Below are 13875 nucleotides of genomic sequence, written 5' to 3'. Positions count from 1 at the left end.
GACTCAGTCTTTTACAAGATTACGCATCCTCTTAGCATACATTTACTTCGCAATCCATCACCTGATGCAAAAATACATTACAAACTGCACTCGCAGTCAGAAAAACACCTAGAGTATCTTCATCTAAATTGGACGATCAGCCACAGTGTTTTTTCGTGTCCAGCAAGGCGGCTTGAGCACGGCAGGCTGTGAGCGAAAAGCCAACGCCGCTGGTGCGGGAATGCACTCGACTCAAGGCAAAGCAGAGTCCTGTCACAGCCATCAAAGCTGCCTCAAGCCAGCCGTCAGCACCTCGACAGTTCGACCGATATCAGCATCACTGTGCGCCGTGCTGATGAAGCAGGTCTCGTAGGCCGATGGCGGCAGGTAAACCCCGTTCTCCAGCGCGTAATGGAAGACCTTATTGAACATCTCCTTGTCGCTGGCCAACGCCCGCTCAAAGTGCGTCACCGGTTCGGGCGTAAAGAACATGGCAAACATCGAGCCGACCTGCGGCACGTGCAGCGGCAGACCCTTTTCCTTGGCCGCTCCTTCCAACGCATCGCGGATCTGCGCGCCCATCGAGTCGAGCCGCGCATAGGGATCTTCGGACTTGAGCAGCTCCAACGCGGCAATGCCGGCCGCCATGGCCAGCGGGTTGCCACTCAGCGTGCCGGCCTGATACACCGGCCCTTCCGGCGCCAGCATGTCCATGATCTCGGCCTTGCCGCCAAAGGCGCCCACGGGCAAACCGCCGCCAATGATTTTACCCATCGCAGTCAAGTCCGGTGTGATGCCGGTGCGCTCCTGCACGCCTCCCTTGGCCACGCGGAAGCCCGTCATGACTTCGTCAAAAATCAACACCACGCCATGCTTGTCGCAGAGGCGGCGCATTTCCTCAAGGTAGCCGGGCAATGGCAAAATCAAGCCGCAGTTCGCGGGATACGGCTCCACGATGACCGCTGCGATGTCCGACCCGCGGGCCGAAAACGCGGCCTCCAGCGCGCCCGCATTGTTGTAGGGCAGCACAATGGTTTCAGAGGCAAAAGCGGGCGGCACGCCAGCGCTGTCAGGCGTGCCCAGAGTCAACGCGCCCGAGCCCGCGGCCACGAGCAAGGCGTCGACATGACCGTGATAACAGCCAGCAAATTTTATGATTTTGTGGCGTCCGGTGTAGCCCCGCGCCAGGCGAATGGCAGACATCGTCGCCTCGGTGCCACTGTTGACCATGCGCACCTTTTCCACGGATGGCACCAGCTCCACCACGGCCTCAGCCATCGCGACCTCGTAAGGATTTGGCGTGCCAAAACTCGTGCCCTTGGCCAAGGCGCCCGCAATGGCGTCACGCACTTCGGCGCGGTTGTGGCCGTGGATCGCCGGCCCCCAGGTGCACACGTAGTCGATCAGCTCCTGGCCGTCAGCCGTCGTCAACCGACTCCCCTGCGCAGACTTCGTGAAGAACGGCGCGCCGCCCACGGAGCGAAACGCCCGAACGGGGGAGTTCACGCCCCCGGGGATCAGTTTGCGCGCACGCTCAAGTAATTCTGCGGAAGAAGCCTGTTCGATGGGAGTTGCCATGAGCCACAGGCTGTCGCATCCGCCCACGGGGTTGAAGCATAAAGTGAATCTCAAAATCCGAATAAGAACATTTTTTATTAGCCAACGCGAAGGAACCGTTTTTTAATCGCGCTGCCTAATGTAACAGAAACTGTGTTGCCATCCTGATCCCTAATGAAGCCCCATTGGCTGATATTCCTCGCCGCCCCAGTCGCCATTGCCGCTGGTTGGTTGGCCCGTGGCGCCTGGGAAGCCTCCAACCCGCTTGCGCAACAAGCCGCCGCCCAAGCCAAAGCTAACGCATCTACCGGTCACGATCTGCCCGTCGAAAGCACCACCGAAGCCGACGCCACGAAGACGACCGAACCAAAGGTGGAGGAAGCCCCGCTGCCCAACAACGTTCAGGACCGCTGGGACGAGCTCGCCCTGCTCGCCAAGGACAGCTCCCTCGAAGCCCAACTGCGCAAGCACCGCATCCTCGAGCAAATGTCGAGCGCCGAGCTCAAGCAGTTCATCGAGGCAAACCCCACTCACCGCATGCGGGGCGAAGTCATCGGGCTCTGGATCAGCCGAAACCCCGAGGCCGCACTTCAGGAAATGCTCGAAGGCGGCGACCGCAAGAACTTCAATGTACACAACATCTTTGGACACCTTGGCAAAGACAACCCACGCAACGCCATTCGCTTGGCCGAGAAGCTCTCCGGCCACGAAAAGCGCTGGGCAATCAGCGCCGTCATCCGCGCGGTCGCAGCCGAGAGCCCCCAACGCGCCCTGAAAATCGTAGAAAGCTTCGAGGGGCAAAAAATGCAAGGCCAGCTCTATCAAAACTTGTTTTCCAACTGGTGCTGGCAAGATGCCGAGGCCGCCAAAGCCGCCGCCGAGGCGCTGCCCGAAGGCAAAGCCAGTGAGCAGGCCTGGCGAGGTTTCCTCCAGAGCTACGGCTACCAGAACCCGCAGGAAGCCTGGAGGCTTGGCATGGAGCTCCCCCCCAACCACTCCCGCTACGACGTGCTCCGCAACGCCTTCCAGCATTGGCAGCGCGAAGACCCCGACGCCGCCATCAATGCCCTGGCCAGCATCGAGTCTCCCCTCCTCCGCGGCAACCTGCTCCAGCGCATGTCCTGGACGCTCCCCAAGGATGACCCGCTGGCCGTGGTTGATATGTTTGCCGAATTGTCCGACGGCCAGTTGCAGGACCGCGCCACCAGTGACTACTTGCGGAACCTGGCCCAGGAAAACCCCGAGGCCGCTGCCGCCGTCATCGAGCAAATGCACTATGGCCGGGCCTATCAGGACTCCATGCGCAACGTCGTCTCTCAGTGGAGCGAGAGCGATCCCCATGCGGCGCTCCAGTGGCTCCTGACACAGCCCCAGGACGAGGAAACCCGCCACACCTACTCCACCGTCATGAGCAACCTCGCCCAACAGGAACCCAACGCCGCCATCGATATTTATTTTAGCACGGATTTCGGCGATCAGCAGGACAACATCGGTCGCAGCATGATGTACAATCTCGCCAAGACCGACCCCGAGGCCGCCTTCAGCATGACGCGCCTCGTCGAGGATGCAAAGCTCCGCGAACGCATGGAGCGAAACCTCATCAGCTCGATGGCCAATCAGGATTACCTCGCGGCATTTGAGTTCATGGAAAAACATGAATTGCCGCTAGACTCCAGCAACGCTGGCAACCTCGCCAGTAACTGGGCCAAGAGCCACCCAGAGGAAGCCGCCGCCTGGGCCCTCTCTCTGGAAGACCCCGAACAGCAGAAAAACGCCGTCCGGCAAGTAGCCGACAGCTGGCTCAAGCATGATCCCTTTGCCGCCTCCACTTGGGTTGACGAGCTTCCCGAGGGCGAAATGCGCAACGCCGCCATCGAATCAATCGCCAACAACACCCGCCGCTACGAGCCCGAAACCGCCTTCAACTGGGCCCTCGACATCAGCGACGACAATAAGCGCATTCGCTCCCTCGGCTACACCCTGCGTGAATGGAAAAAGAACGACCCCGAAGCCGCCCTGAAGGCCGTTGAAAAGAGCGGCCTATCCGATGAGCAGATCGAAAAACTCAAGGAGGATTACCTGCAATGAAGTACGCGCTCATCCTGCTCCTACTGGTCGGCGCGTTTGGCCTCGGCTGGGTCCTCAATCCCCCCGCGACTCCCATTCAGCGACCCGGCGTCACTGCATCCAACCAGGTCGACGAAGCCGCCAACGCCCGCTGGCGCGCCAAAACCAAGCACCTCACCGAACGCCAAACCGCCGAAGCCATCTACCGGGGCGAGCTCGAAACCAGCGCCGCCGAGCGCATCAATTACTTAAAGAATTACAATTTCCGCAACATTGAGCTGGGCCAGCGCATCAGCATCGAGTTCATCGTCCTCTCCCTCAATGAACAGGAGGTCCTCGACGCCATCGAGTCCCTCGGAGACGACCGCAAGCGCCACTACCTGCGCGGCCTCCTGCTTCGCCGCTGGGTCGACCTCAACCCCGAAGCCGCCCGCGCCAAATTCCTCCAGAACCCCACTGATAAAGAAAACGCCACACTGGGTCATTATGTAATCAGCAGCTGGGCCAAGGAAGACCTCTACGGTGCCGTCGCCGCCATCCAGCAACTGCCAGCGGAGACGCGCAAGCAGCGCATGAACACCCTCATCTACAACACCATGAGGGACGACCCGCTCAAAGCCCTGGAGCTCCAGCAGGCCTACGGATCGGGCAACGACTACACCTACAAAAACATCTTCGTCAACCTCACCGAGCTCGACCCCGAAGTCGCCTGGACCACGCTTTCCAGCCTCACTTACAAGCCCTACAAACGCGCCATCGAGGGCTACTTCGAAGTCCTCAAGCAAAACGACCTCCCCGGCGCCTTTGCCCTCGTGGACTCCATCAAGGGCCACGACACGCAAAACAACATTCGCCGACAACTCTACACCGAGTGGTTTAAGCAAGACAGCCAGGCCGCCCTCGCCGCCATTGGCCAAGAGCGCCACCCCGACCGCATGCTCAGCCTCTGGAACCTCCCGCCGGAGAAATCCGTCGAAGTCATCGAGTGGGCCACCGCATCTCTTGACGGCTTAAATCAGGACCAAATCATCACCCAGGCCATCCAACAACTCATCAGCCAGGACAACGAAGCCGCCGAGGACTACATCGCTCAACTCCCCTACGGATACCAATACCGCAATGCGATGAGTCAGCTCATTTCCCACCAATATGATGAAGACCCCCAGGGCGCCATCGCCCGCGTCCAGGCCATGCCCAACGGCCAGGAAAAACGCGACTACCTCCGCAGCATCCTCAATAAAATGGTCCAACACGACTGGGAGACCGCCAAGGAATTCTACGCCACACTCGACCCGCAAACCCAGAAAGACTCAAGCTACGCCTTCGTCAACCCCGCCATCGAAGAAGGTGCCGAAGCCATCATCGCCATCCTCGAAGACCCCACGACAGTCGAAGGTGACGAGGAAATGCAAAATCAACTCAAGAACAACTGGGCCAACCAGGACCCCTGGTCTTTCTTTGACTACCTCGGCCCCCAGGGATTTGCCGATCTGGGAGACAATCAGCAGAAAAATTACATCCGTAACTTCGCCCGGCAATCCCCCGCCGAAGCCGCTGCCTGGCTCGACAATGTCGACAAAGAACGCCTGCCCGACCTAGTCGACTCCGTCTCCGACGCCTGGCTCGACCACGATCCCTACGAGGCCTCCATCTGGATCGCCGACCTCCCCAAGGGCGAGGCCCGCGACCGCGCCTACGAAAACCTCGCCAACGACATCCGCAAAAGCGACCCCGCCGCCGCCTTCGATTGGGCCACCGGCATCGGCGACGATAGCATGCGCGAAAAATCCGTGCGCCAAGTCCTCCGCGAGTGGAAGGACCCAGAGCTCGCCCGCGCCACCCTTGCCGCCAGCGACCTTTCCCCCGAGGAAATCGCCAAGCTCATGAAATACGTCAAGGATGACTAAACCGCCCGGCAAAGCCACCCCCGCCACCCCCTTGGCCCTCCTCGGCGTCACCCTCCTGGCCACCGCCGCCGGCTGGCTCACTCGCCAATCTCTCAACCCCAGCGAGCCGCATCGCGCTGCTGAAAATCATTTTCGAAAAGCAATAACCAACCCAAAGACTCCTCTGCTATGAAATACCAAGCCTTTGCCCTGCTGGCGCTCATTGTTAGTGGCCTCTCCGCCCATGCGCTCGACACCGCCGACGCCGCCACCTTTGATCGCCGCGTGATCACCGAGGACGAAGTGCACTTCCACGAGGACGAAACCACACTCAAGCCGACCGTGGCGTTCATTGAAGTCGTCAACTACCGCGCCATGAGCGCCCCATCCGGCGCCCGGTTCTTCATGGTCACCCTGAAAAACCAGATGGACGGCCGCCAAGTCATCCAGCCAAGGAACTTCGTGGGCATCTTCGCCGACGGCAAGCGCGTCAACCCCAGTTTCCGCAGCATCCTGCTCGAATCCCGCGAAACCCGCACCGTCGTCCTCAGTTTCGGCGATTACCAATTCCCACTTGTCAAACTGCTCATCGACAACGAATCGTAGGGCGCGCCTCCGCCCGGGCAGACCTGCGCACCGAATCTTCCCGCGCTTTTTTGCTCTGAGCATGCCGCAGAGCCGGCCTTTCGGTAAAAAACGCGCTTCTTCTCGGCACCTGGCCGCCAAAAGTTTGCTTTAGATGCCATAGAACGGCCCCATTTTGGCCAGAAAAGTGCATAAAAGTATTGGTTTGGCGCGTAAAATCGACAAGAAAGTTACGCATAACACTGCTGAAGAACGACTTAAAAAACATCAGCCATCTTCACGCCTAAAGAACGCCTGAATCAGCCGAATTTGCTATTGACGGGCGTGCTGGCGCTGTCCATTTTCTCCACTTTTCCCGAATAACGGAACCACCAAACACCTTTCACCATGGCACAACCAAAACGTAAGCAATCCAAGCAGCGCAGTGGCCTTCGTCGCGGCGCAAACCGTTTCAAGGCGCCTCTTCTCGCCAAGGACAGCACCGACGGCACCACCTTCAAGCCGCACCATGTCAACCCGGCCAACGGGATGTATCGCGGTCGCCAAGTCGTCGAAGTCGAGCTGTAGTCTGCGCGATTCGCACCATTTTTCCAACCCGGCTCATTACGGCCGGGTTTTTTTATGTCCTACGGCAGCCATCTCCGCATGCATTTCCTAACTGCCTGTGATTCGCAGCTTGACCCACGCCCGTTGTATCACAGCCTCAAGCGCCAATGAGCACCGCTTCTTCCAGCGATCACCCTATCGCAGTTGACGCCATGGGCGGGGACCTGGGACCGGCCGAAGTTGTTGCGGCCACCCGCATGGCCCTGGACGAGGTTAAGTCCCTGCAAAACGTCATCCTTGTCGGACCTGAAGACACCCTGCAGCCCCTCCTCGATGAGTGTGGTCTGGGCAACGACCCCCGCGTGCGCATCCACCATGCGCCGGACGTCATCAGCATGGACGACAAACCCAAGGACAGCTACAAAAAGAAGGGCTCGTCCATGATTTCCGCGCTCAAGCTCGTCCAGGATGGCGAAGCTGGCGCGGCCGTCAGCTGCGGCAACACCGGTAGCCTGATGTTTGCCGCCACCCTCATGCTGCGCAAGCTGCCCGGCATCGAGCGACCGGCCTTGGCGACCATTATCCCCAGCCGCGACCACCACTTTTTGCTGATCGACGCCGGCGCCCAGCCCGAAACGTCGTCCACCCAACTCGCGCACAACGCCATCCTCGGCTCGGCTTACTACGCCTCTGCCACCGGCAAGGAAAACCCGCGCGTTGGCCTGATGACCATCGGCACCGAAGAGGGCAAGGGCACCAAGCGCATCATGGAAGCGCATGAGTATTTGAAGGACATTGGCGACGCGGGCATGATCAATTACATCGGCCCGGTCGAAGGCTTTGACACGTTTAAGAACGTCGTCGATGTGGTTGTTTGCGACGGCTTTACGGGCAACATCCTGCTCAAGACCCTGGAGTCCTGCTACAGCACTTTGAAGGGCACGCTCAAGGACGAGCTCATGGCCTCACCGATCCGCAAGCTCGGTGCCCTGCTTTCCCAAGGTGCCTTCAAGGCAATGAAGAAGACCTTCTCGCCGGACAACTTCTCGGGCGCGCCGCTGCTCGGGCTCAATCACCTGGTGCTGAAAACGCACGGCTCGAGCGACCGTTATTTCATCCGCAGCGCCATCCGAATCGCCTTGGAAACGCTCCGCCACGACATGGAGGAGCAGGTGCAAAAAGACATTGAAAAAGGCAACGGCATCATGAAAGCTCGCGCCGTCGCCTCAACTCCGGCGGATAACTCCTAATGTAAACGCGCGCCTCCCAACAGCCGGCGCTCCCCCGACTAAGACGCACCTTTACGAATGACGATTTTCCACTGGCTCCCCCGCTTGGCGGCATTAGAGCACTTTTCATATAACTTGGCCGACCAGGCCGCTGTGATTTTTCGTGTCCAGCAAGGCGGCTTGAGCGTTACAGGCTGGAAGCCTGTGAGCGAAAAGCCAACGCTGCTGGCGCGGAAAAGCACTCGGTTACTCGCTTGGGGACAGATTGGAAGTTCGCTATGTTGGCATTTCAATCACGGGCTTCCAGCCCGCTCAATCAATGCCGCCTTGCGCTGCATCCAATCTTATCCCCACCTGATCGGCCAAGTTAAATGAAAAGTGCTCTAGCCCTCGGGGGTAGTTTATTTTTTTGTAGCGCACACGGAGCAACGCCTCAGGCGACCGCCCTCGCGCCACTGCTCAACGAGCAATTCGACCAGATGGAAAATTGGGAAGCGCTGACCTTCCCGCTGCAAACCGACACCGCCTACAGCATCACGCCCGAAGGCTACCTTTGCGCCAGTTCCAACGACTCCGTGTCCGCCATTGTCCTTGCCAAGAAGTTTCAACCGGCGACGACGCCCATCCTCACCTGGCGCTGGAATGTGGACAACACGCTCTCCAAGGGCGACGCCCAGCAAAAGGACGGCGACGACTTTCCCCTGCGCGTGAGTGTTTGCTTCAAGTTCGACCCGAAAAGCGTCTCCGCCTCCGAGCGCCGCTGGTTCAAGATGCAAAAGCTCGTTTGGGGCGACTACCCGCCCTACCGCGTGCTGCACTACGTGTTTGCCAATCGCAGTGACCTGCCGGAGAACATTCTTCCTTGCCCTTACTCCGATCGCGCGCGCATCATCGTTAAACGTTCCGGCTCCGGCGATTTGAAGCAGTGGCATCAGGAGCGCGCCAACATTTTAGAGGACTTCCGAGCCGCCTTTGGCGAGGAGCCGCCCGCCGACGCCGTGATCAGCATCATGGCCGACAGCGACAACACTCACGAGTCGTCCACCGCCTACGTGGACTGGTTACAAGTTTCTTCTCAATAATACCATGACCGCATCTTCGGTTATCATCTCCGGTCTCGGGACCAGCATTCCAGATAAGGTCGTCACCAATGACGATCTCTCCAAAGTCATCGACACCTCCGATGACTGGATTCGCTCGCGCTCCGGCATCGGTGAACGTCGCCTAGCCGGCGAAAACGAAACCGCCTCCAGCCTCGGCGCCGCAGCCGCCCGCGCCGCCATCGCCGACGCTGGTATTAGCAAAGACGAGGTCGACCTCGTCATTGTCGGCACGATGAGCCCGGACATGCCTTTCCCCTCCACCGCCTGCCTCGTCCAAGCCGAGCTCGGCCTGGGCACCGTGGCCGCCTTTGACGTCGTCGCGGCCTGTAGCGGCTTCCTTTACATCCTCGAAGTCGGCGCCAAGCTGATGAAGTCCGGCGCCTACCGCAATGCGCTGATCATCGGTGCCGAAAAGATGTCCAGCATCCTCGATTGGCAAGACCGCACCACCTGCGTGCTCTTCGGCGATGGTGCCGGCGCCGCCGTGCTTTCCCTTTCCGACCAAGCCAACACCGGCGTGGGCGAGATCATCCTGCGCGCCGACGGCTCGAAGATGGACCTGCTCAACATGCCCGGCGGCGGCGCCCGCATGCCCGCCAGTGCTGAGTCCGTCTCCGCCCGCCAGCACTTCCTGAAGATGAACGGCAAGGAAGTCTTCAAAAACGCCGTGCGCGAGATGGGCGACATCACCTTGGAAACCATTGAAAAAAACGGCCTCGTCCCTGACGACATCAAGTGCTTCATCCCGCACCAGGCCAACATCCGCATCATCGAGTCGCTCGCCAAGCGCCTGCAGGTGGACATGAGCCGCGTCTATGTGAACATCGACCGCTACGGCAACACCTCTGCGGCCTCGGTCCCGATCGCCATGTGGGAAGCCCGCCAAAAGGGCTACTTTGGCCCCGGCGACAACATTTTGCTGACCGCCTTTGGCGCCGGCCTTACCTGGGGCGGAGCCGTGGTGCGCTGGCCTGAGTAGGCGGCCAGATAGCCCATTGGTCATTTTTCATTTTAGATTGATCATTCGCCAAAGGCGCCTCACCCCAGATTGCGCCATTCAACTGGAAAATCGCAAATCGCAGATGACCAATGACAAATCCTTTGGGAATTCGGCTTGCTAGAGCCCGCCAAGGCCTCTTTAGATTAAACCGTGGCAGCTATGAAACACCTTCAGTTCGCAAGCATTGTATCGGCCCTGACGATTTCCGTATCCGTCGCTCAGGCAAAATTGATTTGGACGCCGGAGCAAGGCTGGCGGATGGAAGGCGGCGCAACCGAGGCCCTGTTTGGCAACAAGCTGGAAGATGCGCCCACTGGCACCGCGCTGGAGCTAATGAACGAAGCCCGCGCCAAGCAGGAAGATGGTAGCCGTGGTGGCGCACTCGACCTCTACGAAGACGTCATCGACGACTACCCGGAGTCCATCTACGCGCCCGAAGCTCACTATCAGCGCGGCAAGCTCTACACGCAGCGCAACCAATTCGAAAGCGCCCAGGAGGAATTCCAAGCCATCCTCACGCGCTACCCGAACTACGACAATTTCAATGCCGTCATCGAGGCCATGTATCAACTGGCCGAAGAAGTACAGGACGGTGCCATCCCCTACCTCTGGGGCACGATTCCGTGGTTCCCGGACCCCGAAATCGGCATCGAAGTTTATGAAGAAATCGTGGCCGCAGCTCCCTTCAGCGAATACGCGCCATTATCGCTGATGAACATCGCCCTCATGGGCCGCGACAACGACAAGCCGGAAGACGCCATCGACGCGCTCGACCGTCTGATCAACAATTACCCGTCCAGCGTCCTCACACCCGACGCCTATCTACAGCTAGCCGACGTTTACGCATCTCTCGTCCAAGGGCCATCCTGGGACCAAGGTGCCACGCGCGAGGCCGTTAGTTTTTATCAGGACTACTTGCTGCTTTACCCAGATAGCACTGGCTCATTCGAAGCCGAAGCCGGACTCTACTACATGCGAGAAACACTCGCCGAAAGTAAGTTTGAAGTCGGAGACTTTTACTGGAAGTACCGCAACAACCCACGCGCGGCCCGCGTGATGTATTCCGAAGCGATCACCGTATCTCCGCAATCTGCCATTGCCACCAAGGCTCAGGAAATGATTGCCAAGATCGACTCCGGTGCCCAGCCGCCCAAGACGCCGGTTGATTGGATTTTCGGCCGCTACCAGCGCCCAAGCTACGCCGCTTACGAAGACCAGTCGAAAATTGACGCCCTTCAAGACCAGGAATTCCAAATCGAGCAAACCGACGCCTTCCTTGAAACACCTGGTGCCGAAGCGCTGGAAGAATTCGACGGCGACGACGTGAAGGAATACGAGGGCGTGAGCGCGCCAATCGACGATTACTTTGTAGATCCGGAAACCGGGGTCCTTGAGCCAGTTCCGATCGAACCACTCGATCCAGACGAGATGATTCCTTACAACCCACCTGGCCCGGACACCAAGCAGCAAAAGGAAATCAACCAGTTCCAGCAGGATCAGGCCCAAAGCCAGGACGTGCCCGCCGGAGGCAACTAAGTCATGCAATTGCGAAACAACGCCATGCGCCTGCTCGCACTTGTGCCCGCCCTGCTCTGCCTTTGGCTGGCAGCGGGCTGCGCGAATTACCAACTCGGCGACAACGTAGAGCTGCCTTTCAAGACGGTTTACGTCGAGCCGATCGTTAACAAGTCCTTCGCACCACAGGCCGAAGTTACCCTGGCCAATCAACTCATCGCCGATCTCAACAAAAGCGGCCAGGTGAAGATTGCCGACAAGGGCGCAGACACCACTCTGAAGGTCGTCCTCATCGACTACCAAAAGGGCGTTGCAGCGACTCAGGCTAACGACACCCAAGTCGCCCGCGCATTCACCTTGATGCTCACAGCGCAAGTCACCTTGACCAACAACAAGACCGGCGAAGTTTATATCCAAAAGCGTGAGCTCATGGCCACGCAGCAAGCCTTCACCAACGGAGGCTTCATTCAGTCGGAGTACCAGGCAATGCCAGTGCTGACGCGGAGTCTCGCCGAGAAGATTGCGAATCAGGTTCTCGGAGCCTGGTAATCAATGCGCCTCAGAGCGCTTTTTAATTTCAAGCTGCTGATGGATTTGTTCAATCCATCAGCAGCTTTGTTTATAAATACGCGTTAGATCATATGCTTGATAGTTTGCCATTGACGCGAAGCATCAAGCCCATGATATGACATCAATGTCCCAACATGTCACCGCAGCCAAGGACAAAGTCCCCTTTATAGAAAAACTGATGTATGGTGCCGGTTCCGGCAGCTTCCAGATGGCCAATGATGGCGTCAAGGGGTTGGCGTATCCGATTTTCAACATCACCCTAGGCCTGGACCCGAGTAAAATCGGGCTCGTTCTGATGATCTCCCGCATCGTGGATGCCTTTACGGACCCGATCATGGGGAAAATCTCGGATGATACCGATACCCGTTGGGGCCGTCGCCGGCCATACATTTTCCTTGGCACCTTCCTGGTCGCGATCGCCTTCGTTTCAATATGGATGGTCCCTGAAAGCTGGAGCGATACCGCGATATTCGTCTGGTACATGTGCGCCATGCTGATCTTCTATCTATGCGCCACGATCCAGACGGTCCCTTACCACACACTGGGGCTGGAGATGACACCCGACTACCATGAGCGAACGTCGGTCTCCAGCTTCAAGATGTTCTTCAGCTTTGTGTTCGCTTTCTGCATCCCCTGGATATTTCCGCTCGCACAAGCATCGGTATTTGGCGGAACGCTACATGGGATGAGGTTCATCAGTTGGTATGTCGCCATTGCAATCATCATTGGGGGGCTACTGCCCGCAATCTTCGTCAAAGAGCGCTATTTCCACATCGCGAAAAAATCCAAAAAGTTCCCCTTTTGGCAGAGTATAAAGCTCACCTTCCAGAATAGGCCTTTCCTCATCCTGACCGCCATTCTCCTGACGACTGGCATCGGCGGCAACATGGTTGGCGCGATGGGCCCATACATCATCTATTACTACATATTCGGCGGCGACGTAGAGACCGGCTCCTACCTTTGGGCCAAGGCCTCAAACGCCTTTACCGTCGGCGCCATCCTCTCGCTGTTTCTCATCAACTGGATGGGGAAGAGCTGGGGCAAGCTCTTTACAATGCGCTGCATGGTGGTACTCGGTTTCGTTGGGGCCGTGAGCAAATTCTGGCTATTCAACAAGGACTACCCCAACCTGCTCTTCGTCTCCCAGCTGATGATGGCCCCGCTCGCCGCCGGTTTCTGGACGATTACCACCTCCATGAAGGCCGATATCTGTGATGACGACGAGCTGCGCAATGGCTCCCGCCGTGAGGGAATGTTTGGCTCCGTGGGCGGTTGGATTACCAAAGTGACCATGGCGTCTACGTTCTTCCTGGCGGGCATGATGCTCGAAGTAACCGGCTTCGATATCGATCTCGGGGGAGACCAGGACCCGGACACCATCTTCATGATGCGTGTCTTGTTCGCGACCATTCCCGCAATCTCCAATGTCATAGCGTTCGTAATGCTCTGGTATTACCCACTCAACGAAAAGCGTATGAGAGAAATTCGCGCCCAGTTGGAAGCTCGCCGCGGTGAAGCCGACGACACCGAGCACGCGGTTTAATCGATCATTCTGTTTTTCAAAGAACACGCAACATGGCAACATGGCAACGTGGCAACGTGGCAACGTGCCGTTGCATCCAAAGATTTTTGCTGAGCAAAAATGGCAACCGTGCGCCCGGAGGGGGCGGGGGGGGGGTAAGCTAAATGCGAATCGCACTTTCCCCTGCCCGCTTCTTGCAACTTGGGCAAAGCAAAGCCAAGGGGGGGCAACGTGCCGACTCCGGGGGGGGAGGTCCGTGGCTAGTCGAAGGAATTACGGCACCAGCTGATCACGCATCGACTGCGCGCCTCGCTGG

Annotated in this window: 11 protein-coding genes; 10 read left to right on the top strand and 1 reads right to left on the bottom strand. The window is 58.5% G+C overall.

The window, feature by feature from the left end; translation table 11 throughout:
* Positions 1-261: 261 nt before the first annotated feature.
* Positions 262-1557 carry a glutamate-1-semialdehyde 2,1-aminomutase gene (hemL, locus tag RBB62_RS08025; RefSeq protein ID WP_309398220.1) on the bottom strand — a complete coding sequence of 432 codons (1296 nt, stop codon included), beginning with the start codon at positions 1555-1557 and terminating at the stop codon, positions 262-264.
* Between the two features lie 153 nt (positions 1558-1710).
* Here hemL and RBB62_RS08020 point away from each other — a divergent pair, with 153 nt between their 5' ends.
* The 10 genes from RBB62_RS08020 to RBB62_RS07975 all read left to right on the top strand — a co-directional run bounded on the left by RBB62_RS08020 (position 1711) and on the right by RBB62_RS07975 (position 13580).
* Positions 1711-3624, top strand: a complete 1914-nt coding sequence (locus tag RBB62_RS08020; RefSeq protein WP_309398219.1) for a hypothetical protein — start codon at positions 1711-1713, stop codon at positions 3622-3624.
* Positions 3621-5510 carry a hypothetical protein gene (locus tag RBB62_RS08015; RefSeq protein ID WP_309398218.1) on the top strand — a complete coding sequence of 630 codons (1890 nt, stop codon included), beginning with the start codon at positions 3621-3623 and terminating at the stop codon, positions 5508-5510. Before RBB62_RS08020 ends, RBB62_RS08015 begins: the two co-directional genes overlap by 4 nt.
* A 168-nt stretch (positions 5511-5678) precedes the next feature.
* Positions 5679-6095 carry a hypothetical protein gene (locus RBB62_RS08010; protein WP_309398217.1) on the top strand — a complete coding sequence of 139 codons (417 nt, stop codon included), beginning with the start codon at positions 5679-5681 and terminating at the stop codon, positions 6093-6095.
* A gap of 366 nt (positions 6096-6461) precedes the next feature.
* A complete protein-coding gene (gene rpmF, locus RBB62_RS08005; protein WP_309398216.1) occupies positions 6462-6641 on the top strand; it encodes a 50S ribosomal protein L32 in 180 nt (59 codons plus the stop codon).
* A gap of 146 nt (positions 6642-6787) precedes the next feature.
* Entirely contained in the window at positions 6788-7870 is a 1083-nt protein-coding gene (gene plsX / locus RBB62_RS08000) for a phosphate acyltransferase PlsX (RefSeq protein ID WP_309398215.1), read from the top strand.
* Between the two features lie 350 nt (positions 7871-8220).
* A complete protein-coding gene (locus tag RBB62_RS07995; RefSeq protein ID WP_309398214.1) occupies positions 8221-8931 on the top strand; it encodes a DUF3047 domain-containing protein in 711 nt (236 codons plus the stop codon).
* A gap of 4 nt (positions 8932-8935) precedes the next feature.
* Positions 8936-9931 carry a beta-ketoacyl-ACP synthase III gene (locus tag RBB62_RS07990; RefSeq protein ID WP_309398213.1) on the top strand — a complete coding sequence of 332 codons (996 nt, stop codon included), beginning with the start codon at positions 8936-8938 and terminating at the stop codon, positions 9929-9931.
* Positions 9932-10111: 180 nt separating this feature from the next.
* On the top strand, positions 10112-11488 hold the full coding sequence (locus RBB62_RS07985) for a tetratricopeptide repeat protein (protein ID WP_309398212.1): 1377 nt from the start codon (positions 10112-10114) through the stop codon (positions 11486-11488).
* A 3-nt stretch (positions 11489-11491) separates the two neighbouring features.
* Positions 11492-12016 (top strand): LPS assembly lipoprotein LptE, encoded by a 525-nt coding sequence (gene lptE / locus RBB62_RS07980; protein WP_309398211.1) that lies wholly within the window; start codon positions 11492-11494, stop codon positions 12014-12016.
* A 145-nt stretch (positions 12017-12161) separates the two neighbouring features.
* A complete protein-coding gene (locus RBB62_RS07975) occupies positions 12162-13580 on the top strand; it encodes an MFS transporter (RefSeq protein WP_309398210.1) in 1419 nt (472 codons plus the stop codon).
* Positions 13581-13875: the final 295 nt, after the last annotated feature.

It is taken from the genome of Cerasicoccus maritimus (assembly GCA_031296935.1).
In the GTDB taxonomy this organism is placed as follows: Bacteria; Verrucomicrobiota; Verrucomicrobiia; order Opitutales; family Cerasicoccaceae; genus Cerasicoccus; species Cerasicoccus maritimus.
Note: the sequence above shows the minus strand (reverse complement) of the source record. Positions and strands in the feature narration are given on the sequence as shown.

What these genes read in the sequence shown, in the direction of transcription:
- hemL (WP_309398220.1), bottom strand. Translation starts at nt 1,557, where the DNA reads ATGGCAACTCCCATCGAACAGGCTTCTTCCGCAGAATTACTTGAGCGT.
- RBB62_RS08020 (WP_309398219.1), top strand. Translation starts at nt 1,711, where the DNA reads ATGAAGCCCCATTGGCTGATATTCCTCGCCGCCCCAGTCGCCATTGCC.
- RBB62_RS08015 (WP_309398218.1), top strand. Translation starts at nt 3,621, where the DNA reads ATGAAGTACGCGCTCATCCTGCTCCTACTGGTCGGCGCGTTTGGCCTC.
- RBB62_RS08010 (WP_309398217.1), top strand. Translation starts at nt 5,679, where the DNA reads ATGAAATACCAAGCCTTTGCCCTGCTGGCGCTCATTGTTAGTGGCCTC.
- rpmF (WP_309398216.1), top strand. Translation starts at nt 6,462, where the DNA reads ATGGCACAACCAAAACGTAAGCAATCCAAGCAGCGCAGTGGCCTTCGT.
- plsX (WP_309398215.1), top strand. Translation starts at nt 6,788, where the DNA reads ATGAGCACCGCTTCTTCCAGCGATCACCCTATCGCAGTTGACGCCATG.
- RBB62_RS07995 (WP_309398214.1), top strand. Translation starts at nt 8,221, where the DNA reads ATGAAAAGTGCTCTAGCCCTCGGGGGTAGTTTATTTTTTTGTAGCGCA.
- RBB62_RS07990 (WP_309398213.1), top strand. Translation starts at nt 8,936, where the DNA reads ATGACCGCATCTTCGGTTATCATCTCCGGTCTCGGGACCAGCATTCCA.
- RBB62_RS07985 (WP_309398212.1), top strand. Translation starts at nt 10,112, where the DNA reads ATGAAACACCTTCAGTTCGCAAGCATTGTATCGGCCCTGACGATTTCC.
- lptE (WP_309398211.1), top strand. Translation starts at nt 11,492, where the DNA reads ATGCAATTGCGAAACAACGCCATGCGCCTGCTCGCACTTGTGCCCGCC.
- RBB62_RS07975 (WP_309398210.1), top strand. Translation starts at nt 12,162, where the DNA reads ATGTCCCAACATGTCACCGCAGCCAAGGACAAAGTCCCCTTTATAGAA.